Source organism: Brevibacterium sp. CSND-B09 (genome assembly GCF_052906525.1).
This window is the reverse complement of sequence record NZ_JBREGI010000001.1, coordinates 2,900,899-2,925,403: the sequence shown is the minus strand read 5'-3', so window position 1 is coordinate 2,925,403 and position 24,505 is coordinate 2,900,899. Positions and strand designations below refer to the sequence as shown.

The window sequence follows — 24,505 nt, the reverse complement described above, 5'->3', positions numbered from 1 at the left end:
CATTGTATTTGGCCTCGTTCTCTCCGAATATGACATCGAGAATGCGAGATCCGGCCTTGCCGTCGTCCTTGCCTGTGAGTTCCGACGCCAGTTTGGAATAGCGATCGCGCTCTAGCGGAAACGCCGATGCGAGTTGCTCGGCTTCGGCCATAGCGACGATGTTCTCCACCAGCTGTTGGTCTGTGCGAGACGTGGGGCCGGGGAGGTCTGTCGGATCGAGATACATTCCGCGATCACTCGAATAGCTGTCGGAATCCGGAATGTGGAACGCGATCGGCCGACCTGTTGCCAGATAGTCGATGAAGATGCTCGAATAGTCTGTCAGCAGAATGTCAGACATGGCCAGCGCTTCATTTGCGGGCACATCATTGGGGATCAGGAAATCTGAAAGTTCCGGATCTTCGATCAGCTGGTCGAAGATCACCTGGTGAGCCTTGAGGAGAACTACCCAGTCCTTGAGTTCAGGACGTTCACGAAGTGCCCGGACCGTGGCCTTCAGTCGATTGGCGTCCGCATTCGGCTTGTAGAACGACTCACCGCGCCAGGTCGGCGCATAGAGGAGGACTTTCTTTCCGTCCGTCTCGATGCCGCGTCCGCGCAGCGCCTTTCTGGCCAGACTGCCGGCATTGGACGCGAACATCGAATCGGTTCGCGGGTAGCCCTCTTCGATGATCGCGCCGTCGAAGACATTCGCCAGCTTGTACGCACCCAGATACATCTCATTCGTCATGAAGGAATTCTGGGAGACCAGATAGTCGGCTGACATGAAGTTGCGTAGAACGTTTCTGGCGCCGTCAGCCCCGTTCTCAATGTCATAGCCCATCTTCTTGAGCGGAGTACCATGCCACAGGTTGACATAGGTCTGGTCGGGCCTCTTGATGAATTTCAGCAGGGAAAGTGGCGTTGTTGAAAAGGTACTGACTGCTTTCCAGCTTCTCGAAGTAACTCGTGGATCTGTACTTGACGAAGTCCACTCGCGGGTGGTCGGCGAACTCTCCGCGAAATGGCGAGTCCCAGGCTTTGGCAGACAGGACCCAGGTATGACGGAACTGTCGGTATTGGGGATCTTCGATCATCTGTCGGAAGAGTGCTTCTGGGTTGCAGAGTGCGCCGTTTCCCGAGAACGACTCCCACACAATCGTCTTCTTGCGCACCGGAGCCGACAGAGTTTTGACGAACGCTCGTGACTTCACCGCGGATGAGAGCGATTGTCTGTTCTGTCGAAGCTGCTTCGCCCACTGGACGCGCTCTCGGCGAAGATAGGCCGACAGTGCCGACGGCAGTGTCTTCAACAGAACTTGCTTTGTCTGAGGTCCTAAGTGCACAGTGCTCCAAATCAGTTTCAATGACCAGAAAATGAACGCCGGGCCGACGGCGATCAAAGATATAGTGAATTCTTCGTCATTGGGTATTCTAACGGCGGACGGGGCTGGCATCGGCAACGACATGAAAGCATGGCGTACCTGCACAACCGCAGCAGTGAACCCACAGATCCGTGTTTTTCGCAAAGCACCGCCAGGCCAACAACAATCGATCGGAGAGTCCAGACGTGCCAGGCCGCAACACCCTAGAAGCGCCAAAGGGCCTCCTACGCCATCGTCGAACAACCGGCGACGAGTTCTGGAAGAAGAAGCTGCGTGACGCAGAAGAGTTGAAAACTCGACAAGCCGAATACAACGAAGCCGTCCCGACGAACGCCAAAGTGATCTTCTACGAGAGCATGTCGGGCGCCCGAATGATGGACTCACCATACGCTCTCTTTGCTCGCATCTTCGACGATCCCGCGTTTCGCGACCATCACCACGTGTGGTCGGTCCGATCTCAGGATCTGGTGCCAGACGAGCTCAAAGATGAGCCACGAGTCACCTTCGTCACACGAAATACCGACGCTCACATGTATTTCCTTGCGTTGGCCGGACACATCATCGGCAACTCCCTGCTGCCAGAACATTTTGTGCGGAAGACCGATCAGAAGTACCTCAACACGTGGCATGGGATTGCATATAAGGCCTTGGGCCGAACCGAGGATTCGCCTCTAGGTGCCGCGGGAAGTGTCTACAACCTGCTTCAGGCCACTCATGTTCTCACTCCCTGCCCGTTCATGACCGAGACCGAACTGTCGAGGTTCTCTCTGCGCGGAGTCTTCTCAGGATCTCTGGCTGAGATCGGATATCCGAGACAAGACCTGATGCTGAATATGCACCAGGATCGGGCAAGCCGCATCAAGGAGGAACTGGGACTCGACCCCGACAGGAAGACAGTGCTGTACGCACCGACTTGGCGTGGAAACAAGGGCACAGCTCGTTTCGATGCGGACCAGCTCGAAAAGGACATCGACAGCCTGACCAAGCTCGATGCGAACGTGGTCTTCCAGGCCCACCACATCATGCTCCGGCACATCAAGGACGTCGACTATGGCAATATCATCGTGCCGCCACCCAGCATTGTCACCAACGAGTTGCTTGCTGTCACGGACCTGCTCATCTCCGACTACTCAAGCATCTTCTTCGACTTCTTGGCCACGAACAAACCTATCGTCCATTACCTGTATGACTACGAGGCATACGCGGAAGAGCGCGGACTCCTACTCGACAAGAGTGAGCTCCCCGGACCAATCGTCACAACAAGCGACGAGCTGATTGCGACAGTCAGCGACCTGACAGCTCGGTCATACACTCCCGATGAGAAATACCGACGAGCGCAGGCGAAATTCGGCCCTTACGACGATGGGCAGGCCTCCGATCGAACGATCAGATGGTTCTTTCAGGGAGACAGCGCTGATATCAGGCTTGTTGAAACCCGCCAGCGCCCGAGCATCATCTTTTGGGGCGGGCGTCTCGACAAAGGAAAGAAGACCAGGGACTTCCTCGAGTCGGTGCGTATTGCGGCAGAAGCCGGCGACAAGGAAGTGACACTGTTCGTCGCTCATTCGGCGAAGTCCAATGAGGCCGCTATGGAACAGATCAGAGATTTGGGCCTCACGGTGTCAGTCGTCGCACGAAACGATTATGAGATGGCTATGACAACGGCGGAGCGAGATGCTCGGAATCCGGATGACACGTCGAAAGATGCGCCCAATGCCCAGACGACCGCAACGCCGTGGCAGCGTTTGAAATCGGCGTTTCGACGGCCAAAGGATCCAGTCGAACCTGCGGATAGCCTCCTGTCCGACATGTATGAGCGCGAATACCGTCGGGTGTTCGGGGATTCACGATTCGATGAACTTGTGATGTTCCCGGGAGCATCGCACTTTTGGAAGAAGCTGGCCGAGCATGCACGCCGGTGACACTTCGAACGACCTGAGAGGACCGTTGTGAAGAACAACATCCTATGGCTGACGCTCAAGACTCAGCCCAATGACATCGATTCAATGGTTGCGGACAATGACGGTTTGCCCCGCTACTTTCGAGTCGACACCACTTCGGCCGAACAGCCGGATATCGACATGATGAAGTTGTCGCTCAAGAACACAACCGCCAAGCACCTATTGCTGGCCCTCACGAATCTCGGCTATTCCCTTTACTACAACACAACTGATGAGAGCCGCTTCGTCAGACACGATCGCATTGTTCATCATTGGCCCGCAGTGAAGGACGGCACCTTCGAAGCATCTGAGGAGGGAATCGTCCACCAGTTCGAGGCTCCCGCTTCGGGAGAAATTGAGCGCCTCGTCGTCATCATGTCGCCGATCAATTCGAAGCCCCGTCTGATCCGGTATTTCCGTCCGTCGTTCGCCACTCTGATGAAGTATGTTCCACGGAATACAGCAATCCTGCGGATTGCAGACGTCGGCGGAGTCAAAGGCGCGTTCTATCTGAATACGAGTTTCCTTCCCGACAACAGCACGAGGATCCAAAACCTGATCAGGTCGACGATCGACCGCCATGGAATCGATTCGCGGAATGTCGTCCTGTTCGGTGCGTCGAAGGGCGGAACAGGGGCTTTGTTCCATGGACTGACCGGAAACTTGAAGTTCGTCGCCGTCGACCCCATTCTCTCTGACTCCTGGTACATCGAGAACGAAAATGACTATCACTTCACAACTGGCGGCGTCTTCCCTCAAACAAAGCAACAGGTGTTCGCGAAACTCGTTGAGCAGTCAGTTACCAGCCCGCCGACTGAAACTGCAGAATCAGTGATCGTGACCTCGTCGAGGTCTCCTCAATACGACTACACGTCGAAGATCATCGAGCCGCTCAGGAGCCAACTGACGATCTTCAATTCCGACAACCCTCAGATCATGAAGCACCCCGATGTGGCCCCCAAGACCATCTATTCCCAGGTGCTGGCGATCAACAATCTGCTGCTCGACTTGCCACTTCCCAAAGGCGAACATCCCATACCGTAACGCGCACTCCTCGATTGCACGTCCGGCGACCCGCAACTCACACCGCACCCGGCCGGTCGAAGAACAGTCGGCGTTCCTTGACGAGGATGATCGCCGAGAGGACGAGCATCAGGCCGGTCTGAATGATCTTCGAGTCAGGATCGGTCATGAAGATCTCCGCGGACATATTCGCAGAGGCGTGGAAGACCACCGGAACCAGGATGCTGCGTCCGCACCGGTAATACAGCCAGTTCATCACGAGGACGAACGCCACCATCGAGACCGGGAAGTTCAGGGTCTGCAGCACTCCTGATTCGACGACCTCGTTCTGGTAGTAGCCGTCGATGAATGACAACGGCACATGCCACAGCGCCCAGATGAGAGTGAAGAGCATCGACGCCGAGAACACCCGCATCTTCCTCACCAAGGTGTCAGTGCCGTAACTGTGCCAAGCAAGCTCTTCGATGACAGCGGCACCGATCAGAGTCACCCACACCGGCATCAGCCCCGTTGAGAACGTGAACCCGCCCCGAAGCTTGAACTGGCCGGGATCGTAGCCGAAGAACAGTGACAGCCCCTGCGCAGCCATGAGAGTGACGGGAACGAGGAACACCGCGGCGACAAGGAACGGCCACCGCGCCGAACTCGGCCACTTCAACCTGCTGACGATGTCGGCTCGCAGCTCCGGGCGGTGCCGGACGAAAGCGACGACTACGGCAAGAGGGGCGAACAGCCCCGCCAATGACAGCACCAAGGTCGCGACGAGCACAGCCTGATTCTGCTCAGGCAGATGACTGAGATAGGCAGCCGCGAACCAGAACACCCATGGCAGCACGGTCGCCCACATATAGAACGCAACCGGGCGATCGTACTTGTGCAGAACCGCTTCGTCCTGGCGACCTCGTGTGATATCGGGATCGGTCGGAGCTCTGCCGAGGGCGGGGTCGGTGACCATAGCGCAAAGAATAGAGTCCGGTCGGCGCCGAAACCAGGGATACACGTTCCTCAGCTCGATGCCCGCGAAGCAGGCGGACGGCAGTGGGGGCCGCCTCGGCGAGGTCAATCATTTCCCACCCGTTCGTCCACTCTGCCGATGACGTTCACGGCGGCTTCGCCACACGATCACTTGCGCTTCGTAGCGTCGCGGACGTGAATACACAGAGAGAGACATCCACACGCACCCGTCCGTTCACGATTCTCGCCACTGCAGTTCTCGCGGCCTCGGCCACTTTCGGTGCCGGTCTCGCCCCCGCGGCAGCCGCCGGGCTCGGTTCCGCCGGCGACGCACCAGGACTCGGCTCCCCCAGCGGTTTCACCGCCCCGGACAAGGTCGATGACATCGAATTCCCGACCACGATCTCCCACCGAGGCGGCGCCGACGTCTATCCGGAAGAATCCATGGAAGGATTCACCGCCTCGGCGAAGGACGGATTCCTCCCCGAGATGGACATCCAGTTCCTCGAAGACGGAACCCCCGTCCTCATCCACGACGACACCGCCGATCGCACTCTCAACGGCGCGACCGGACCCATCCGGGATCTCAGCCGCGAGGAATGGGACGCGGCCACGATCAAGCACCCGACCGGCGGAGAAGAAGCCGCAACCGTCACCCTCGACGAACTCCTCGACGAAATGGGCGGCGAGGTCGTCATGGTGCCCGAGATCAAACCCGGGGCCACCCCCGAGGAGGTCGACCGGGTTCTCGACGAATTCGACGAACGCGGGCTCAAGGACTCCCTCGTCGTCCAGTCCTTCGACTTCGCAGCGGCGAAGGCGATCGCCGAGCGCGGATACACCTCGCTCTATCTCATGGGGTCGACCATGCCGAAGGAATCACCGGCAGAGATCAAGGACGCCGGCATCGAATGGGTGGGACCGAGCAAGAACCTGCCGACGAACAAGATGCGCGAACTCGACAAGGCCGGCTTCCACGTCGCCCCGTATACACTGGCGACCGCGAAGGACGGTCACCGTCTGCCCGGGTTCATCGACGGCTATTTCACCGACGACGCTTGGAGCAACTGAGTAGACTGCACGGATGAAGCCACTCGAACGCGGTGCCCCGATCCCGGACCCGCTGACACCCTATCTCGATGTCGACCGCACCCAGCCGCGACACGAATGCTGGGTGACCGGTCACATGGTGGCCGGTCTCGACGGGACGGCTGCCATCCACGGACGCGTCGGCGCACTGTCGACAGAACCCGATCAGGACCTGTTCCGACGGATGCGGCAGATCGCCGATGTCGTCATGGTCGGCGCGCAGACGGTCCGCAGCGAAGGCTATGCACCGATGCGGCTGAGCGAGTCCGCCCGAGCGCAGCGTCGAACGCGGGGGCAGTCCGAGATGCCGCCGGTGGCGGTGGTCAGTCGCAGCCTCGACCTCGACTGGTCCTCGCAGGTCTTCGCTGCAGCACCCGAGCACGCGCGCACCATCGTCATCACGTGCGCCGGGGCCGATCCGAAGCGGCTGGCAGCCGCCGAACAGGCGGCCACGGTCATCATCGCCGGTGACGACCGGGTCGAACCGGCGAAGGCTCTGCAGGCCCTCGCCGGTCTCGGCCATCGGGTCGTGCTCTGCGAAGGCGGACCGCGGTGGCTCGGGGAGCTCGTCGCCGCAGACCGCCTCGACGAACTGTGCCTGTCGATCTCACCGATGATGGGCGGCGATCCGCTGCCCGTGAGCGTCGCGCCGCCGGGAGCCGACATCGCACAGTTCTCTCTGAAATCGACGATGGTCGCCGACGACACACTCTTCCTCCGCTACGAATCGAAGACGGCAGACGAGGGACGATCATGAGTGCTCCTGGGCTCGACGACCTCATGGGATCGGTCGATTCCCCGCTCATCGTCGTCACCACCTCGGCGGAGGGTGAACGGGCCGGCTGTCTCGTCGGTTTCCATTCGCAGGCGAGCATCGATCCGGAGCACTACTGCTTCTGGCTGTCGAAAGCCAACCACACCTACCGGGTGGCGCTGCGTTCGGACCATTTCGCCATCCATTTCCCCACCACCGCGGACAGTGAGCTGGCCCGGTTCTTCGGGTCGCGCTCCGGATCGAACACGGACAAGTTCGCGGGACTTGACTTCACCGTCACCGAGGATGGGGTGCCGCTGCTGACTGCCCTGCCCAACCGCCTCATCGTCGAACGCATCACGATGCTCGACGACGGCGGCGATCACGTCTGCCTCACGGCCCGTGTCGCTTCGGTGGAGGTCGCAGGCGTTTTCACCGCTCTGCGTCAGTCTCAGCTGGGAGATCTCACCCCCGGTCACGGCAGCGACGAACGGGCGGTCCACCCGTCGTACCCTTCGCAGTAGGGTTAGCGTCAGAGCCAGGGGCGCATCGGCACCAGGGCACTTTCGGCCAGCTTCGTCAGCCGGTGGCGATTGAGCCAGTCCCTGCCGAGCTCGGTGCAATGCGCAGAATCGCTGTCGAACACCTTCTCCATCTCGGCCGCAAAATCGGCATCGATGACTTCGACATTCGTCTCGTAGTTGAATGACAGCGACAATCTGTCGATATTCGCCGTGCCCACCGTCGACCATTCGCCGTCGACCGTAGCGACCTTCGAATGGATCATGCTCGCGGTGTAGAGCAGGACCGTGATCTTCGAGTTGATCAGCCGCTCGAAGAAGCCCCGGGACAGCCAGTCACCGAGGATGTGGTTGGACTGCTGCGGCACCATGAGCCGCACATCCACGCCGCGTTCGGCCGCCTCGATGAGGGATCGCAGCAGCTGCTGGTCGGGGATGAAATAGGGAGTCGTCAGCCAGATCCGCTTCCGCGCGCGGGCGAAAGCATTGATGTACATGTTGCGAATCGGGTAGACCAGTTGGATCGGCAGATTCGCCGAGACTCGCACCTGCGATTCCCAAGCAGCGGGCCGGACCCAAGAGATCTGTTCGTCCGCAGGGTGGTAGGCGTTCCACACCTGCGCGACGGACTGTCGCAGCGCCCACGCACCGGTTCCGACCGAGCGCAGATGGGTGTCACGCCAGTGCCGGGCATAGAGAGACCCGATGTTGAACCCACCGACGAAGGCCACACCATCATCGACGACGAGGATCTTCGAGTGGTCGAATCCTGAATGGCGCAGAGGTCCTCTCCAGAACTTCCTCGTCACTGTCGGCATCCGGAACACATGGATATCGGCGGCCAGTTGGCGGTAGAAGGAGGAGGGGACAGCCAGATTGGCGAACCCGTCATAGATGAGGTGGATGTCGACGCCGCGGGCAGAGGCCGCGTTGAACGCGTCGATGAACTTCTGCCCCACCTCATCGTTCTTCCAGATGAACGTCTCCATGAGGATCGATTCCTGCGCGGAGTCGATCGCGGCGAGCATGTCTTCATACAGGGTTGAGCCATCGGTGTAGATGTCGAGCTTGGAGTCCTCGACCTGCGAACTGAATGTTCCCGGCCTGGGTGCCACCCGCGACTTCCGTCCCCGCTTCTGGATGAGATCGACGGCCATCGAAACAGCGACCGTCGCCGGGACTGCACTGGCCAGACCTGCGGCCGCCCAGGGCACGAGGCGCCGCAGACGGTCGAAACGGCCGACGGACTGAGTTCTCAGTGGAGACATCTGCTCACTCTAACTCGTCCGTCCTCCCACCACCTTCACCCGACCACAACTCGAAGATGAGCCTTTACACTGAGGCCGAAGCTGAATTGTTCTGACCATTTCGAGGCGAGGAGCCAGCCATGCCCCACAGCGTCTCACGGGCGAATCTTCTGCGGCGGCCCGAGTTCACCACCGATCTGCTCCAGATCGCCAAGGGAGTGATCGCCGCCACCGGCGCCTGGTGGCTGTCCGACAACGTGCTCGACAGCCAGATGCCCTTCCTCGCACCATGGACCGCGCTGCTGACCGTGCACGCGACGGTCTACAGGTCGTTGTCCCGCGGAGTGCAGACGACGGTGGCGTCGGCCATCGGAGTCGGTGTCTCTTTCCTCATCGGCAGCTACCTCGGAGTCGGCCTGTGGACGTTCGCCTTGGCTATGCTCGTCGGTCTGGCCGGCGCCCGACTGTCGTGGATCCGCGACGAAGGCGTCGCGATCGCGACGACGGCGATCTTCGTTCTCGGTTCCGGTTTCGATTCGCAGCAGCCGCTGCTCGCTGATCGGCTGCTCGAGATCGCCCTCGGCGTAGCGGTCGGCATCGCGGTCAATCTCATCGTGCTTCCGCCTCTGCGCGACCGCCAAGCGAAGCGCTACATCGACAGCGTGAACCGCCAGATGGGTGAAGTCCTCATCGACATGTCGAAAGAGTTCACCAGCTCGTGGGACACGGATTCGGCCGAGGACTGGTTCGAGAGGACCGAAGCGATGAGTCGTGAACTCGACTCGGCCTGGCAGACCGTGCGGTTCGCCCGCGAGAGCCGCCGCGTCAATCCGCGGACGGCGATCCATGCGGAACGGCGAAATCGCCAGTCGAGTGCAGGAGAGGCGCCTGAGAAGGAAAGCTATGAGAACATCCTGCTCAGAGCCGATGAGGGCATTTCGCATCTGCGCAACCTCGCCCGAACTCTGCGCGATGCCTCATCGGCCGAAAGAGACTGGGATGATGAGTTCCGGGAGGAATGGGCGGCGATCGTCGCCGATGCGGGCCGTTCCATCGCTGATCCGGATGCCGAGGTCGGTCCGATCTTCGACCGCCTCGAGAAGCTGTCGGCGAGCATCTCTCAGGACAGGAGACTGTCGACGACCTCCTGGCCCATCTACGGCTCCCTCATCACCAGCCTGCGTCACATCGTCGTCATCGTCGACGATGTCGCCTCGGCGCGCAACACCCGCGAATCCGTGTGAGTGAGCGACTCATCCGGGCAGCACCTCGGTGCCGAAGCCGTGAAAGTCCTGTCGTCGGACGGGGCAACAGCGTTACCCTGAGTGACAACGTCAGACGGAAGGAAACTGTTCCACCATGCCGAAGACAACGAAGTCAGGTAAGCCGAAGAGTTCCGAACTGCCCTCGACCCTGAAGAAGTCGAGCAGTAAGGCTCAGCGGACCTTCGCCAAGGCCTTTGACTCGGCTCTTGCCGAATACGGCGATGAGCAGCGAGCGCACCAAGTCGCCTATGCCGCTCTCAAGCACAGCTATGAGAAGGTCGGCGACGAATGGGTGACCAAGGAAACGCCCGGTCCCTCGGACGCACAGAGCGCCGGCGGAAAGAACACCGACGGAGCAACGGCAGGCGGGGTGAACGCCAACGCCACGAAGGACCACCTCTACCAGCAGGCGAGAGATCTCGGCATCGCAGGTCGATCGACGATGACGAAGAGCGAACTCGTCGACGCCCTCGAAAAGGAAAGCAGCCGGAGGACGAAGAAGAACTCCTGAGACCGTCTGCTGCGGCACCAGTTCTGATCGCTTCGGCAATGCCGATCAGCGCCGACGGTCAGGTGGGAGTGCCGCCGAGCATACCGGCGACGAGCCCGAGCACCGCCAGTGCGGCCAGGACGATGATGACGACACGTTTGCGCATGGCCCAGATTCTACCGTGGCACGCCTGGCCGCAGTCGAGTCCCGCCGAGGAGCCTACCGTCACCACGGGTTGGCCTCCTGCCAGCGGGTGAACCAGTAGCGGTCGCCTTGGTAGTGCGATTTCTCCGGTTTGCACCCTTTGAGATCCGAATGCTCGCCCAGCCACGTCCGCACCAGCGGCATGACCTCGTCCAGACGTTCGACCCAGTCGTCGAGCGGCAGCAGCAGAACCGAACCGTCGTCGGAGTCCAGTCGACACGAATAGTTCGGCAGACCCTCGGTGATCTGCGAATGCGTATACTTGATCTGATCGCAGCCGGTGGTGAGATAGAAGCGGATGAACTCACCACAGACGTAGGAGCACAGCGTTTTGAAGTTCCGGTAGCGGATCATCCACGCCGGAGGATCATATTCAGACATGTGTTCTATTCTAGGTCTTCGGTCTGACAGGGAACAGCAGATCGGTAGAATCGGCAATGCACCATCCCCTGCCGATCCCCCGCTCCACGGGTCCTCGGCGCTCGTCGTCCTTCGGAGGAATCTGTGCTCAGGTCGGAACGCGGCCCAATGTTCTGGCTCGTGCCCATCTGCATCGTCGCCCTCGCCGCCGTTCTCATCGGCGTGGTCGTCGTCAACAAGGACGACTCCTCCGACTCCGCCGCCTCGGAGACACCCGATCGTTCTGCTGGCTCATCCGGTGCAAACGGCTCCGGGGATGGAACCGATCAGACGAGCGACGAACCGGACTTCAGCTTCCTCGAACGCCACGACACAGAAGACACTCGCGCCGTCGGCGATGACGACGCCCCGGTCACTCTCATCATGTACTCGGACTACCAGTGCCCGTACTGTGCGAACTGGAACGACGAGACCCTGCCGGAGCTCATGGACTTTGTCGACGACGGTGATCTGCGACTGGAGATGCGCGACCTCGCGGTCTTCGGCGAGGCCTCCGGAACAGCCGCCCGTGCAGCCTTCGCCGCCGGCAAGCAGGACGCCTACCTCGAATTCCACAATGCTCTTTTCGAAGACGGCAAGCACCGGTCGGAATCGAAGCTGTCGCAGGATGCACTCATCAGCCTCGCCGAGGACCTCGGCCTCGACGGGCAGCAGTTCAACCAGGACATGAACGCGGTCACGGCGCACGAAGACCTCGAGACCAATTCGTCGGAGGCCCAATCCATCGGGGTCACCAGCACGCCCGCGTTCGTCATCGGCGGCACCCCCATCCTCGGGGCACAGCCGACGAAGGAATTCGTCGACGCCATCGATGGCGCCCTCGCCGAGGCGGAGGCCACCGACAGTGCGGACGGCGCGACTCCCGCTACCTCGGGCGGACAGTCCTGATGGCCAAACACGCCGCACCCAGGGTGCACGTCCGGTGGTGGATCCCCATCCTCGTCATCGCCGTGGCCGCCTCCCTCATCGCCCTCATCCTCGTCAACGACACCGGCGAGGACTCCGCGCCCACCGCCGGGTCGCCCCCGGAACCGAACCCCGTCGTCACCGAGGTCGAAGACCCAGAACAGGCCGACGTCGACCAAGACGCCACCGCCAAGGACGATGACCCGCTGGCCGATGGACCGGCCGACGCCCCGGTCACCCTCGTCGTGTTCTCCGACTATCAGTGCCCGTTCTGTGCCGCCTGGAGCCAGGACACCCTGCCGAAGATGCTCGAGTACGTCGACGAAGGGGATCTGCGCATCGAATGGCGCGAGGTCAATGTCTTCGGCTCCGCCTCGGTGCAGGCTGCGAAGGCCGCCTATGCGGCCGCACTGCAGGACAAGCATTGGGAGTTCCACGCCGAACTCTTCAAAGACGGTGAACCCCGCTCCCCCGGTGAGCTCACCCCCGAGGCACTCACCGAGGCGGCCAAGACGGTCGGTCTCGACGTCGACCGGTTCACCAAGGATATGAACGCGAAATCCACCGCCGAGGCGGTCGAGGAGAACGCGTCCACGGGCACCGACCTCGGTGCGTTCTCCACCCCGACATTCCTGCTCAACGGCCAACCGTACGTCGGTGCGCAGCCGACCGACGTCTTCGTCGACGCCATCGAAGAGTCGAAGAAGGGAGCCAACTGATGGACATCACCCTGCTCAGCGCGTTCCTCGGCGGTGTGCTCGCCCTGCTCAGCCCGTGCGCCGCCCTCCTGCTGCCCGCGTTCTTCGGTTCCACCGTCGGCACCGGCTCGAAGCTGGTCGGCCATGGTCTCGTCTTCTACCTCGGCATGCTGCTCGTGCTCATCCCGCTGGGCATGGGCGCGGGCACGCTCGGGTCGCTGTTCTCCGACCATCGCAGCCTCATCGTCGGCATCGCCTCGGCCGTGCTCATCATTTTGGGGCTGGTTCAGTTCTTCGGGTTCGGTTTCGATCCAGCGAAGTATCTTCCCGGCGCCGAGGCGGCCCGCACCAGATCGTCGACCGCGACAGGATGGACGAAGACGTTCCTGCTCGGTGCCACGAGCGGGATCGCCGGAGTCTGCGCGGGACCGATCCTCGGTGCCGTTCTCACCTTGGGTGCGGCGAAGGGGCATATCGTCCTCGGCGGGCTCATGCTCGCCATCTACGGGGCGGGCATGGTGGTGCCGCTGTTCATCATCGCCGCACTCTGGTCTCGGTTGGGCGCACGCGGGAGGAAGGTGCTGCGCGGCGGTTCGATCACGGTCTTCGGTCGTCAGCTGCCGGTCGTGTCGATGGTCACCGGGCTGCTGCTCATCCTCATCGGCGTGGTCTTCTGGGTCACGAACGGCTTGGTGTCGGCACCGTCGGTGGTGTCGACGAGTTCGCTGGCAAGGATGCAGGAGTGGGTCGGTTCGTGGTCGTCGACGACAGTGGACATCATCGTCGTCTGCTTGCTTGCCGCAGCCGCGCTGGTGTGGTGGTTCCTTCACGAACGCCGCCGGATGCGCAGGGCCGCCGAGGCGAGGCACTGATGCGCAATCGCAGAATGTCCGGCCTGGCGGCCGGAGCGGCGACGCTCGCTCTGGTGCTCAGCGGGTGCTCCTTCGGCAATACACCGGAGGACTTCGACCGCAACCCGGAGACGGTCGGCACCGATCTCAAAGCGGCCGACACGTCGGACCTGCAGCTGCCACTCATCGTCGAACCGCTCGAACTCGTCGAACCGGGCTGGGATCTGCCCGTGCAGTCAGCCGGTTCCGTCTTCCTGTCCGCCGATTCCGGCGAGGAATCACTGATGTACTCGGCGGTGGACACGAAGGGCAGGCAGCTGTGGCAGGCCGAGCGTCCGAGCGGGTGCACCGGCTTCACCGTCACCGCCGACGGAGACACTCCCCTGGCGGTGCTCACTGATTCGGAGTCGAGCACGGACTGCGACGACGATGTCACCGCCAGCGCCTATGACCTCAAGTCCGGCAAGAAGGCGTGGGGACCAGTCGACGTGCCCGGCCCGCTGCGTGGCCCGGGCGCGGTCTTCGCCCCCGAGGATGCACCCGCGGACGAAACGGTCGTGCTCGACCCTGCCACCGGGGAACCGGTCGACGATTCGGACGGCGGGAACGCGGGAGGGGTGCGCCACCTCGGCGAGTATCAGGGTCTGATCCTCGACAGCACGGGCGGCAAGCTCGTGGCCAGCGAGGAAGGGACGACCGTGTGGGAGCATTCACTGGCCGACAACGGCTGGGACGCCGAGAAGCTCACGGCGGCTGCGGGCGCGGCGACCGGGGAAGGCTTCATCCACCTCGATGCCGGTGACGGGGACGGGCCGGTGTTCGATCGGGAAACCGGCGATCTGCTCGATGACGATGCGTGCGGAGTCGCCCGCGATGCGAATACGCAGGCCGTGGTCACGCTCGGGACGTCGGGGATCACGGTCATCGACGATCTCGGGAAGACTGAGCTGCCGGTGTCGGTGCCGCAGTCGGTGCGCCTCGAGGCGGCGGCCGGTGGGCTGCTGTATCTGCGTGAGGGCGGGAAGCTGCGGGTGCACAATGCGACCACCGGGTCGTTGGCGCGCGGGTACAAGGCCGGCGAGTCGGGCATCGTCGCGATCCCCGATGTCTTCACCCCCGCGGGCGTGGGCACCCTGCGCGCCGGCGACCGAACTCTGCTGGCCACCGATCGCGTGGTCGAGGACTCGGGCGAGGGGTAGTTGCCGCTGGCAGTGGCCGGGGCCGCGCTATCACCGGCGTTTGTCGTCAGCGGCGGGAACTCACACGAATGAGGATGAACGCGAGGATCACGCACAGCACATAAGTGATGCCGACGGTGATCCAGCCGAGGCCGAAACCGCCGGGTGAGCCGACGATGATGCCCATGAGCAGCGGGCCCAGGGCGAAGCCGAAGAACATTCCCGCCGTGACCATGCCGCTGGCCGACACCATCGAGGACGCCGGGATCGCACGCATGAGTGCGGCCATGAGCACGACCGAGACGCCGAGCGCGGAGATGCCGTGGAAGGCCACGGCGCCCCAGACGAGCAGGGCCCACCCGGCCGCGTCGGCGATGAGGAACAGCACCGCCCCGGCCAGTGCGATGAGGGCGAGGACCAATAGCAGGCGCGGCCCCGAGGCGCCTTTGGCCATGCGTCTGGCCCAGGTGACGCGGGCGATGACGCCGATGACGCCGGCCAGTGCGGCCGTGGCGCCGCCGAGGACGAGGCTGAAGCCCATCTCGCGCACGGCGAAGAGCGGTATGTACACGTTCGTCGCCTGCACGCCGATGCCGTTGATGAGCCCGAACAGCGCCAGGGCCCACACCATTCCGGGGTGCTTGGCCGGACGGGCGGGTGACGGTCCGGGGCCGGGGCGGGCCGCCTCGGCGGGGGTGTCGGTCTCGGCAGGGGTGCCGGTCTCGGCGGTGTCAGGGTTGAGGTCGGCTGCCTCGTTGGCGGTGTCGGTTGAGGTTTTCGGAGCGGTCAACAGCGGGGTGGTGCGCAAGGAATACCAGGTCATCGCGAGCAGGATGAGCGGGATGATCGCGACGGTGAGTGCCGCGCCGCGCCAGCCGATGCCGAGCGCGAGGACGGGGAAGGCGAGGCTGGCGACAAGCTGGCTGACCTGGACTCCGGACTGTTTGATGCCGACCCAGCCGATGCGTTTCGTGTCCGGGACGCGCTCGAGGAGGATCCGGTTGGTCACTCCGTTGGGAAAGGATTGGGCGATGCCGGACAGGGCGGCGGCAAGCAGCAACATCCAGAATCCGTCGGGCACGGCCACGAGCACGAGGGCGAGGGTGGCGAGGACGAAGATGAACGCCATGAGGGAGAGGTCGGTATGCCGGTCGGCGAGACGGCCGAGGGTGGCGTTGCCGATCGCGGCGGCGCCGAAGCAGGTGGTGGCGAGCAGGCCGAAATGGGCTTCGGAGATGCCGAGCTCGGCGATGATGGAATCGCTCGTGGCGCTGAGGCCGTAGAGCATGATGGGCCCGGCGGCGACGGCGCCGAGGAGGACGGTGAGAAGACCGATGCCAGGTGTCTTCTGATCCGGTTGCTGGCCCTGGTCGGCCATTGTCCACCTCCTGTCGCCGGCATGCTCCAACTCAGCATGCTAGCCGGAGACGGGCGGCGCGTGCGGCGGCGTCTCAGGTGCGGCGATGCACCTGCGATGGCACAGCACTGCGTAAGCAGAATGCGTGCGGGTCTGACTCAGCCCCTCGACCGACGCACCGAGGAGCGGTAGGCCAAGGCGATGTCGATGGCGAGGATGCCGGCACCGCCGACGAGGACGGCGAGGGCCACGGCCACCGGATGTGCCTCATTCCGCGCCAGCAGCCCACACAGAACGGAGGCGAAGATGACGATGAGTGCCCCGTTCCGGAATCGCCTGATCAGGTTCGCATTGTCAGCCGAGTTCTCAACGGCCTGCAGCGTGTAGGTCATCGTCACTCCATCTTGTTGTCGGCATCGCCGCGTACTGCGGGCGGAATGTGCCGGGGTCTGTCAGCCGCGCCCATTCCATTCGCACCGGACAGGCGCCGACAGCAAGATTAGCCTGCGAGTTCGGGCTCGGATTGCCACATGAAGAAATTGTTGAATGTTTCAGAATTTTCACAAAAGCCGTACTACCGCGACCGGCGGGGCCGGTTGGCTGGGGGCTTCCCGAGCGGGGGCGGGCGATTGTTATGCCTGCGTTACCGAATTGCTGAGGGTTCGGGGTTCAGCGCCGAGGCGACCCGCAGAGCAACCGTCTGACAGGAGCAGCCACCAACTCCCGTCAGACGGTCGCCGTGTCCATCACAGCGTTGAGCGCCGAATCGACGTCGGACTCGTCGTTGAAGAGGTGGAAACCGAAGCGCATATTTCCTCCGGCCCGCGAGTACCTGACTCCGGCCGCGTCGAGTCGGTCGGGGGCACCGGGCCAGGACCGGTCGACGATTCCGAGGTCGATCGACACGATCGCCGAGTTCGACTCTGCAAGGCCGAGCCCGGTTCTGAAACGGTTGGCCAAGGCGATGTCATGAGTGTGGATCTGGTCGATGCCGACGTCGAGCAGCAGTTCGAGCGCTGGAGCCGTGCCGACCCACGAGTGCCAGGCCGGTGAGATGTCGAAGGCGCGAGCACCGTCGGCCAGATGCATCGGCATCCCGTAGCTGGCCGCTCCCCCTGCTGCGAACCAGCCTGCGGCCAGAGGCTTGAGTCGGTCGAAGAACTCCGCACGGTGCGGATGGTCATCGTCTGCGGCTGCCAACTGCGACGGCATCGTGAGGAACGCCGTCCCGCGCGGGGCGCACAGCCACTTGTAGGCGGCGACGGCGAGGAAGTCGACGTCAGTGGCATTGAGCGGCAGCCATCCGGCGGCCTGAGTGCCGTCGAGGACGGTGAGCGCTCCGACTTCGCGGGCGGCGAGGGTGATCGCCGGGATGTCGGCGACCCCGCCGGTCGCGGACTGTGCGGCGGAGAAGGACACGAGCGTCGTGGACTCGTCGACCGCCTCGGCCAGGGAGTCAAGCGGCACGGTGCGCACCCGCACTCCGCGATCGGCGTGGACGGCGAATGGGTAGACCCCGGAGGTGAACTCGATGTCGGGGATGAGGACCTCCGCGCCGTCGGGCAGCGCCGCGGCGATCGGGGCGAGCAGTTGGGATACGGCGGCCCCGGTGGCCACCTGAGCTGCAGGAACGCCGACGAGGCGACCGAAGAGTTCACGGCTGGTGTCGACCGATTCCGCCCATCGCGGCCAGGGCACGCTTCCGACCCGCCACTCGTCGAGGGACCGTTGCAGCGCATCCCATCCGCGCCGAGGCGGCGGACCGTAGGAGCAGGAATCAAGGAAGGCCGTCTGCACGTCCCATTCGGTGCGTGCCTGCGCGATGGTCAGGCGGGAGGTGAAGCCGGTGGGATCGTCATTGATGTCCATGCCAGCGAATCTAGCACCGGAAAGGCGGGGCCGCCTCGGGGAATTCAGGCCACACGTTCTGGATACGAGTACGCGTTGAACTTGCCCTTGCGGTTGAAGCCGATGACGCTCACGCCGACGTCCTTGCCGTAGTCGACGGCCATCGCCGAGGGGGCGCTGACGGCGGACATCATCGGGATGCCGGCCATCGCGCATTTCTGGACGAGTTCGAACGATGCCCGCGCGGACACCTGCAGGACGGTCGATCGCAGCGGCAGGCCACGGTTGGCCATGGCCCAGCCGATGACCTTGTCGACGGCATTGTGCCGGCCGACGTCCTCGCGACCGACGAGCAGTTCGGGTTCTGCGTTCGGGTCGTCTCCGACGAAGAAGAGCGCAGCGGCATGGACTCCGCCGGTCTTGTCGAAGATCTCCTGCGTCTGCCGCAGCCGATCGGGCAGCTCACCGATCCGGGCGGCGGAGAGCAGCTGCGGGAACTCGTACTCCCCCTGGTCCTCGACATGAAAAGCGGCGGGGATGAGCGGGAACGCGGAGGTCTTCGTCACCGCATCGGCGGCCGCGGTTCCGCAGATCCCGCACGAGGATGAGGTGTAGACGTTGCGGGCCGGAGCCGTCTCTGGATTCCAGATCCCAGGAGCCAGACGCACTTGGGCGACATTGTAGTTCCGGCTGCCATCGGGGGCGAGCCCGGCGGAGAAATTGACCTCTTCGATATCGTCCATCGAGGTCACGACCGCCTCGGAGAGCAGATAACCGGCGATGAGTTCGACGTCGTGTCCGGCGGTGCGCATGGTCACGGTGTACTGCTCACCGTTGAGCTGGATCTCCAGCGGCTCCTCGCCTGCCAGGGAATCCGGACCGGCCGAGATCTCACCGGTGGCGTCGAACTTATAGACCCGGGCTCGCACGGCCTTGCGCATCTGCATTCTCCGTTCCTCTCTCAGACCCGGGGGCCGTGGTCGGTGGTGTCCTCGACGGAGGTCTGAATGTGCTCAAGGAGGTCGTCGATGACGGTGATTCCGTCCTTGACCCCGCCCTTCGAACCGGGGAAGTTGATGACGAAGCTGCGTCCGCGCACTCCCGCGACTCCGCGGCTCATCACCGCCGAGGATGTCGACTCGAGACCCTTGCGCCACATCGCATAGATGAGGCCCGGGGACTGGCGCTCGAGGAGCTCGGCAGTGAATTCCGGAGTGCGATCGTCGGGAGCGAGCCCGGTGCCGCCGCTCGTGACGATGACGCGAGGACGGTCGGCTTCCGGAGTGTCGACAAGGAGTTGCTTGAGTGCGTCGCCAACGGGTTCGCCGTCGCGGACGACGATAGCCTCGGGAGTCTCATAACCGCGGCCGCGCAGCCAATCGACGAGGATCGGACCCGTCGTGTCCGCGGCCTCTCCCCTGGCCGCCGAGGTGGAGGCAATGATGACCGCAGCCTTGCGTCCCGCCCCGAGGAGCTCGCTGTTCTCTTCGCTCACCTATCTGCCCTCTTCCCAATCAGTTTCAATCGCACCCGTAAGCAGCACATCTGGTACGTGCGCCCGCTCGCGATCCCTGCGCTCACCCACGAGGCACGGCTACTGCCACCATTGTCCCACTCCGGTCGGGGATGACCAGAGACGGCACGACCCCGAGTCGCGGGGAAGAGACGGCAACGCAAGGGACGAATCGTTGAGGGCTGCTCTCGCTGCTTTGCCTCGTTGGCGATAAGGGATTGCCAGCGTATTGCCATGTTCGGCACATACCGTGTGATTGCAATTTCAACCAATCATGGAGATCACCGTGTACGCAACGACCGGACTGCCGACCTTTGCCCGCGACATCATCACTCTCATTGCCCGGATCGGCCTCGGCGCGATCTTCATCGCCCACGGGTGGCAGAAGTTCAATGAGTGGACCATCGCCGGAACGAGCGATTCGTTTGCGCAGATGGGAGTGCCGATGGCCGATATCGCGGCCCCGGTCGCGACCTTCGTCGAACTCATCGGCGGAGCATTGCTCATCCTCGGTGCGCTCACTCCCATCGTCGGATTCCTGCTGGCAGCCAATGTCATCGGCGCCCTGATCATCGTCCACCTCACCCCGACCCCGTTCGTCGATCAGGGAGGCTGGGAGCTCGTCGCCTCACTGGCCGCAGGCGCTCTGCTGATTGCCGCTGCAGGTCCTGGCCGTCTGAGCGTCGACCGCCTCCTCTTCGCCGGCAAGGCAGGCAAGGCAGGCAAGGGACGTAAGCGCTCGAGCGCATCTCGCGCCGTGGCCGCTGACGCCTGAGCTACAGCAAACGCCAGGCACTTGGCTTGCCCAACGCCGTCACCACCCTCGCCGCGGACCATTTCCGACCCCTCGCACGCCGCAGGTAATGTGAGGGCAGGTCGGGATGGCCGCTCGCGGCGATCACGACGCCGGCGGCCACTACGCAGTCAGGAGAAGGAGAAGCGGTGGATGATCTGAGCCTGAGCACGCTGATCTGGCTGCGCATGGCCCGCTTCGTCCAGAACAGCAACCAGCTCTCCAATGAGCACCTGCGGCAGTTCGGGCTCACCGTCGCCCAGTTCGAAGCCCTTGCCCATATCCGCAATTTCGAGCCGATCACGCAGTCCGCTCTCGCCGAAGGACTGACCGTCAGCAGCGGCGGGATCTCCCGCATGCTCGCCCGGCTCGAGTCCGAGGGCCTGATCTCTCGCGAACAGGACTGGAAGACCAAACACATCTCGCTGACACCCAAGGGCCGCGAACTCCTCGAACGGGCGTTTCCCTCGCAGCAGGAACAGCAGGCGTCTTTGTTCGACGGTTCCTTGAGCGAGGACGAGAAGGTGCAGCTGCACGCACTGATGAAGAAGCTCTACGACACCAGCCGGAAGCGCGGCGAGAACCCGCGGGAATAATCCCGCGGCCGTCTCAGTTGACATGGCAAATGACATTTTCGTCACCGTCACGAGGAGACACCTTGAGCGAGTCCGCGCAGCTGCACACCACCCCTCAGCAGCATTCCGAAACGACCGAATCCCTGCCGTCACAGCAGCCGAACTATATGCACGAATTCGGTTTCGACCAAGGCCAGGGACTGCAGTTCGGCATCTACAGCCTCGGCGACCATCTGCCGGACCCGCACGACGGATCACGCGTCGACGCCGGCCAGCGCGTCCACGAGTTCATCGGCTACGCCCAAGCCGCCGAGGCAGCCGGACTCGACTTCTTCAGCCTCGGCGAGAGCCATCAGGAGTTCTTCGCCTCGCAGGCCCATGCCGCCATCCTCGGTGCCATCGCCCAAGCCACGGATACGATCCGCATCGGCAGCTCCTCGACGATCCTGTCGACCTCGGACCCGGTCCGGGTATTCGAGAACTTCGCGACGATCGATCTGATCTCCGGCGGTCGTGCCGAGCTCGTCGCCGGTCGCGCCTCGCGGGTCGGTCTGTTCGAGCTCCTCGGCTACGATCTGCGCGACTACGAAGAGCTCTACGAGGAGAAGCTCGATCTGCTGCTCAAGATCAACCGCGAACAGCAGGTGACCTGGTCCGGGCAGTTCCGGGCTCCGCTCAACGACGCCGAGGTCCTCCCCCGCCCCACCGGCCAGGCGCTGCGCATCTGGCGCGCCGTCGGCGGGGCACCGGCGAGCGCGGTGAAGGCGGGACTAGCCGGGGTCCCCATGGTCATGGCCCACCTCGGCGGGACCACCTCGGTGTTCAAGGGCACCGTCGATGCCTACCGTCGCGCGGCCGCGCATGCTGGATTCGATCCGGCCATATTGCCGATCGCCACGGCGGGATTCTTCCATGCCGCGGAGACCTCGCAAGAGGCGCTACAGGCGATGTATCCGCACATCAACGAGGGGATGAAGCGCACGAACGGGCAGGGCATGCCCAAGCAGCATTTCGCGCAGAGCGTCCACCCGGCGTCCATCGCGAACATCGGCAGCCCTCAGCAGATCATCGAGAAGATCCTCCACCAGCATGAGGTCTTCGGTCATCAGCGCTATCTCGCACAGGTCGACTTCGGCGGGATGGCCTATGCCGACGTGATGAAGCAGATCGAGATCATCGGCACCGAGATCCTGCCCGCCGTCAAGAAGTACACCGCGACCGCGCCTGCGGATCCGCCGACCGAATCCGCCGGTTCAGCGTCCGGCCCTGCCGGTTCTGCGTCCGGCTCTGCTGGTTCCGCATTCGATTCTGCCGAGGAGGCGCTGGCATGAAGATGGTCCTGCTGTCCGGCTCGAACGTCGGGACGAAGACCCGGACCGTGATCGATCACCTCGCCGAGGCGGCCACCGCCTACGACCCGACCATCGAGCTGAGCGTCATCGATCTCGCCGAGGCGGACATGGTCTTCGCCGACGGTCGGAACTTCACCGAGTACACCGGTGATACCGGTCGGGTGGCCCGGGAACTCATGGACGCGGATGCGATCATCATCGGCACCCCGATCTTCCAGGCGTCGATCCCGGCGGCGCTGAAGAACGTCTTCGATCTGCTGCCGACGAGTGCCTTCCTCGACAAGGTCGTCGGCGTCATCGCCACGGCCGGTTCATCGAAGCACTATCTCATTCCGGCCCAGCACTTGCTGCCGATCCTGACGTACATGAAGGCGCAGGTCGTCCAGCCGTATGTGTTCGTCGGCGAGAGCGACCTGCACCGCGGCGAGATCGTCAGCCACGACGTCCTCCAGCGCCTCGACCGTCTCGTCGAGGACACCGTCGTACTCACCCGCACGTTCGCCTCGATCCGAGAGGAGCGGGACGCAGCCTACGGGTTCTGATCGTTCAAGAGCGATGGTCCGCCCACCGTCTGAATATGCGAACTCTGTGTGAAGCGCCCCATGACCAAGGTCAGGCGCGCAGCTTCTCAAGGTGCGCAGCGAGGAGCTCGCGGGAACGCTCAGGAGCAAGAACCTCGGGGTGAAGCGCCGAGCGCAGGGTCAACCCGTCGATGAGGGCAGCGAGGGTCTCGGCTTCGGCTTGAGCGTCGAGGCCCGCGTGCAGGACTCCGCGGGCACTCATACTCTCAACGACTCGGGCCATGAGAGCACGGGTGCCGCGCACGGAAGTCTCGAAGACGTCGCCAAGCTCCGGTGTCGTGCGCGCCTCCTCTTCGAAGGCCAGCCACACCACCGACTCCCGCCGCCGGGTCTCGTCGAGCGGCAGCAGTTCGGAGAGGAAGTCGACCGTCAGCTCTTTGGCCTGATCGCGATCGATGCTCCCAGCATCGAGCTTGGGAAGCATGTCGGCCAGTCGTGCCTCCAGCCGATCTCCGACACGTTCGACGAGGGTCTCGAGCGCGAAACGCACGATCCCGTCGGCGCCGGAGAAGTAGTGCCGGATGGAGCCGATGGCCAAGCCGGTTTCATCGGCGATGGTCCGCAGCGAGACCTTGGAGAGCCCCTGCCTGAGGACGATGGCGAAGAGCGCATCAGCAATAGACTCACGGCGCTGAACAGGGTCGACGAATTTCGGCATAGATCTTTTATAGCACACTTCTGCCACAACGTGCTATCGTTTTAGCACGAGCCTGCTAACACGTCAAAGGAGATCGCCCATGTCACCCCTCCTCATCGCCCTCGGAGTCATAGCCGTCATCGTCGTCGTCATCGTTCGACGCTTCCGCGGAGAGCCCGTCGACGCCAAAGATCTCGCAATTCCACCGTTGATCCTGCTGGGACTGGCCATCAAGGAACTGTGGGGATTCAGCCATTGGACACCGGCGAACGTCACCTTCCTGACCTCCTCGGTGGTGGTCGGTGTCAGCTTCGGAATGCTGCGCGGAGCATCCACGGTCCTCTTCGAACGAGACGGGGCTCTCCACCAGAAATACACGGTGAAGACGATGATCATCTGGGCATGTAGCCTGCTCGCAGGGCTGGGCCTGCATTTCGGAGCTCAGCTCATCGGCGCCGAAGAAGCCGTTCGTCCTATGACACTGAGCATCGGATTGAGCCTGCTCGGCGAAGCGATCACCTGCGGCGGGCGGGGTCTGCAGTCGGGTATTCCCTTCAGCAATCACGACGCGATACGGAACGGCTCCGACACATCAGCACTGAGCAGCCTCGTCGACCGCGCGCGACAGAAGTGATCGGCAACGTGGTGGCTGGCGGCACGGTTGAGGACGAGCAGCACTGTTTCAAACGTGGGCTGCTCAAACTCAATAGTGCCGTAGCGGCTACTCGATCCAGCGAGTCGATACACCCTGCTCTGAATTTCACAGCGAGGAGAGTGGCCATTTCAGAGGAATCTGTGCCGAAACAGCCATCGGTGTGAGGCTCCCTCTGCGGGCTCGGGCTCCTTGTGCGCTCCCTGCGTCCCATTCCCGGCCGGCGAACGGCACACGCCCTCCAACACGCTCCCCATGTGGCCGACGGCGCGCACTCCCCGCAATAGCGCCCC

The 24,505-nt window shown here is 63.2% G+C and carries 26 protein-coding genes and 1 pseudogene; 16 read left to right on the top strand and 11 right to left on the bottom strand.

Features of this window, described 5'->3' with window-relative positions; translation table 11 throughout:
* Window positions 1-85: 85 nt before the first annotated feature.
* Window positions 86-1,436: pseudogene (locus ACU4IU_RS13120) on the bottom strand (CDP-glycerol glycerophosphotransferase family protein); the annotation flags it as partial.
* 113 nt (window positions 1,437-1,549) lie between these two features.
* Here ACU4IU_RS13120 and ACU4IU_RS13115 point away from each other — a divergent pair.
* Entirely contained in the window at window positions 1,550-3,286 is a 1,737-nt protein-coding gene (locus ACU4IU_RS13115) for a CDP-glycerol glycerophosphotransferase family protein (protein ID WP_446656968.1), read from the top strand.
* A 27-nt stretch (window positions 3,287-3,313) separates the two neighbouring features.
* Window positions 3,314-4,348: an XcbB/CpsF family capsular polysaccharide biosynthesis protein gene (locus tag ACU4IU_RS13110; protein WP_446656967.1), complete on the top strand. Its 1,035-nt coding sequence runs from the start codon at window positions 3,314-3,316 to the stop codon at window positions 4,346-4,348.
* A 37-nt stretch (window positions 4,349-4,385) separates the two neighbouring features.
* On the opposite strand, the gene ACU4IU_RS13105 is transcribed toward ACU4IU_RS13110, so the two are convergent.
* Window positions 4,386-5,282, bottom strand: a complete 897-nt coding sequence (locus tag ACU4IU_RS13105; RefSeq protein WP_446656966.1) for a CPBP family intramembrane glutamic endopeptidase — start codon at window positions 5,280-5,282, stop codon at window positions 4,386-4,388.
* A gap of 194 nt (window positions 5,283-5,476) precedes the next feature.
* Between ACU4IU_RS13105 and ACU4IU_RS13100 the strand changes: the two genes are divergently transcribed.
* The 3 genes from ACU4IU_RS13100 to ACU4IU_RS13090 are packed head-to-tail and all read left to right on the top strand — an operon-like array spanning window position 5,477 to window position 7,648.
* Window positions 5,477-6,352 (top strand): glycerophosphodiester phosphodiesterase, encoded by an 876-nt coding sequence (locus tag ACU4IU_RS13100; protein WP_446656965.1) that lies wholly within the window; start codon window positions 5,477-5,479, stop codon window positions 6,350-6,352.
* A 13-nt stretch (window positions 6,353-6,365) separates the two neighbouring features.
* The gene (locus tag ACU4IU_RS13095; protein ID WP_446656964.1) at window positions 6,366-7,127 is read left to right on the top strand and encodes a pyrimidine reductase family protein; all 762 of its coding nucleotides are present in this window, start codon (window positions 6,366-6,368) and stop codon (window positions 7,125-7,127) included.
* Entirely contained in the window at window positions 7,124-7,648 is a 525-nt protein-coding gene (locus ACU4IU_RS13090; protein ID WP_446656963.1) for a flavin reductase family protein, read from the top strand. Before ACU4IU_RS13095 ends, ACU4IU_RS13090 begins: the two co-directional genes overlap by 4 nt.
* Window positions 7,649-7,656: 8 nt before the next feature.
* Here ACU4IU_RS13090 and ACU4IU_RS13085 read toward each other — a convergent pair whose 3' ends face one another.
* Window positions 7,657-8,913, bottom strand: coding sequence for a phospholipase D-like domain-containing protein (locus tag ACU4IU_RS13085; RefSeq protein WP_446656962.1), 1,257 nt, complete (start codon window positions 8,911-8,913; stop codon window positions 7,657-7,659).
* Window positions 8,914-9,032: 119 nt separating this feature from the next.
* On the opposite strand from ACU4IU_RS13085, the gene ACU4IU_RS13080 reads away from it, so the two are divergent.
* Together ACU4IU_RS13080 and ACU4IU_RS13075 are read left to right on the top strand one after the other, a co-directional pair.
* Complete coding sequence (locus ACU4IU_RS13080; RefSeq protein ID WP_446656961.1) at window positions 9,033-10,136, top strand: FUSC family protein; 1,104 nt, start codon at window positions 9,033-9,035, stop codon at window positions 10,134-10,136.
* Between the two features lie 115 nt (window positions 10,137-10,251).
* Complete coding sequence (locus tag ACU4IU_RS13075; RefSeq protein WP_446656960.1) at window positions 10,252-10,668, top strand: ChaB family protein; 417 nt, start codon at window positions 10,252-10,254, stop codon at window positions 10,666-10,668.
* A 58-nt stretch (window positions 10,669-10,726) separates the two neighbouring features.
* Here the strand turns inward: ACU4IU_RS13075 and ACU4IU_RS13070 are convergent, their stop codons facing one another.
* A complete protein-coding gene (locus ACU4IU_RS13070; protein WP_446656959.1) occupies window positions 10,727-10,879 on the bottom strand; it encodes a hypothetical protein in 153 nt (50 codons plus the stop codon).
* Window positions 10,873-11,232 carry a hypothetical protein gene (locus tag ACU4IU_RS13065; RefSeq protein ID WP_446656958.1) on the bottom strand — a complete coding sequence of 120 codons (360 nt, stop codon included), beginning with the start codon at window positions 11,230-11,232 and terminating at the stop codon, window positions 10,873-10,875. The genes ACU4IU_RS13070 and ACU4IU_RS13065 overlap by 7 nt, the downstream gene beginning before the upstream one ends.
* Window positions 11,233-11,355: 123 nt before the next feature.
* Here ACU4IU_RS13065 and ACU4IU_RS13060 point away from each other — a divergent pair, with 123 nt between their 5' ends.
* The 4 genes from ACU4IU_RS13060 to ACU4IU_RS13045 are packed head-to-tail and all read left to right on the top strand — an operon-like array spanning window position 11,356 to window position 14,925.
* On the top strand, window positions 11,356-12,159 hold the full coding sequence (locus ACU4IU_RS13060; protein WP_446656957.1) for a DsbA family protein: 804 nt from the start codon (window positions 11,356-11,358) through the stop codon (window positions 12,157-12,159).
* A complete protein-coding gene (locus ACU4IU_RS13055) occupies window positions 12,159-12,896 on the top strand; it encodes a DsbA family protein (RefSeq protein WP_446656956.1) in 738 nt (245 codons plus the stop codon). The genes ACU4IU_RS13060 and ACU4IU_RS13055 overlap by 1 nt, the downstream gene beginning before the upstream one ends.
* Window positions 12,896-13,747, top strand: coding sequence for a cytochrome c biogenesis CcdA family protein (locus ACU4IU_RS13050; protein ID WP_446656955.1), 852 nt, complete (start codon window positions 12,896-12,898; stop codon window positions 13,745-13,747). The genes ACU4IU_RS13055 and ACU4IU_RS13050 overlap by 1 nt, the downstream gene beginning before the upstream one ends.
* Window positions 13,747-14,925, top strand: a complete 1,179-nt coding sequence (locus tag ACU4IU_RS13045) for a hypothetical protein (RefSeq protein ID WP_446656954.1) — start codon at window positions 13,747-13,749, stop codon at window positions 14,923-14,925. Before ACU4IU_RS13050 ends, ACU4IU_RS13045 begins: the two co-directional genes overlap by 1 nt.
* Before the next feature lie 46 nt (window positions 14,926-14,971).
* On the opposite strand, the gene ACU4IU_RS13040 is transcribed toward ACU4IU_RS13045, so the two are convergent.
* From ACU4IU_RS13040 to ACU4IU_RS13020, 5 genes are all read right to left on the bottom strand, one after another.
* Window positions 14,972-16,282: an MFS transporter gene (locus tag ACU4IU_RS13040; protein WP_446656953.1), complete on the bottom strand. Its 1,311-nt coding sequence runs from the start codon at window positions 16,280-16,282 to the stop codon at window positions 14,972-14,974.
* A 137-nt stretch (window positions 16,283-16,419) separates the two neighbouring features.
* Window positions 16,420-16,653, bottom strand: coding sequence for a hypothetical protein (locus tag ACU4IU_RS13035; protein WP_446656952.1), 234 nt, complete (start codon window positions 16,651-16,653; stop codon window positions 16,420-16,422).
* 334 nt (window positions 16,654-16,987) lie between these two features.
* Window positions 16,988-18,130, bottom strand: coding sequence for an aminotransferase class V-fold PLP-dependent enzyme (locus tag ACU4IU_RS13030; protein ID WP_446656951.1), 1,143 nt, complete (start codon window positions 18,128-18,130; stop codon window positions 16,988-16,990).
* Window positions 18,131-18,174: 44 nt separating this feature from the next.
* Complete coding sequence (gene fdhD / locus ACU4IU_RS13025) at window positions 18,175-19,056, bottom strand: formate dehydrogenase accessory sulfurtransferase FdhD (RefSeq protein ID WP_446656950.1); 882 nt, start codon at window positions 19,054-19,056, stop codon at window positions 18,175-18,177.
* Between the two features lie 14 nt (window positions 19,057-19,070).
* Window positions 19,071-19,604, bottom strand: a complete 534-nt coding sequence (locus tag ACU4IU_RS13020; protein WP_181270673.1) for a MogA/MoaB family molybdenum cofactor biosynthesis protein — start codon at window positions 19,602-19,604, stop codon at window positions 19,071-19,073.
* A gap of 304 nt (window positions 19,605-19,908) precedes the next feature.
* Between ACU4IU_RS13020 and ACU4IU_RS13015 the strand changes: the two genes are divergently transcribed.
* The 4 genes from ACU4IU_RS13015 to ACU4IU_RS13000 all read left to right on the top strand — a co-directional run bounded on the left by ACU4IU_RS13015 (window position 19,909) and on the right by ACU4IU_RS13000 (window position 22,884).
* Entirely contained in the window at window positions 19,909-20,397 is a 489-nt protein-coding gene (locus tag ACU4IU_RS13015) for a DoxX family protein (RefSeq protein WP_259357490.1), read from the top strand.
* Between the two features lie 167 nt (window positions 20,398-20,564).
* Entirely contained in the window at window positions 20,565-21,011 is a 447-nt protein-coding gene (locus tag ACU4IU_RS13010) for a MarR family winged helix-turn-helix transcriptional regulator (protein WP_259357489.1), read from the top strand.
* Between the two features lie 62 nt (window positions 21,012-21,073).
* The gene (locus ACU4IU_RS13005; protein ID WP_446656949.1) at window positions 21,074-22,321 is read left to right on the top strand and encodes an LLM class flavin-dependent oxidoreductase; all 1,248 of its coding nucleotides are present in this window, start codon (window positions 21,074-21,076) and stop codon (window positions 22,319-22,321) included.
* A complete protein-coding gene (locus tag ACU4IU_RS13000) occupies window positions 22,318-22,884 on the top strand; it encodes an NADPH-dependent FMN reductase (protein ID WP_446656948.1) in 567 nt (188 codons plus the stop codon). The genes ACU4IU_RS13005 and ACU4IU_RS13000 overlap by 4 nt, the downstream gene beginning before the upstream one ends.
* Before the next feature lie 70 nt (window positions 22,885-22,954).
* Here ACU4IU_RS13000 and ACU4IU_RS12995 read toward each other — a convergent pair whose 3' ends face one another.
* The gene (locus tag ACU4IU_RS12995; RefSeq protein WP_446656947.1) at window positions 22,955-23,581 is read right to left on the bottom strand and encodes a TetR/AcrR family transcriptional regulator; all 627 of its coding nucleotides are present in this window, start codon (window positions 23,579-23,581) and stop codon (window positions 22,955-22,957) included.
* 79 nt (window positions 23,582-23,660) lie between these two features.
* Here ACU4IU_RS12995 and ACU4IU_RS12990 point away from each other — a divergent pair, with 79 nt between their 5' ends.
* The gene (locus ACU4IU_RS12990; protein WP_446656946.1) at window positions 23,661-24,194 is read left to right on the top strand and encodes a hypothetical protein; all 534 of its coding nucleotides are present in this window, start codon (window positions 23,661-23,663) and stop codon (window positions 24,192-24,194) included.
* The last annotated feature ends 311 nt before the right edge of the window (window positions 24,195-24,505 follow it).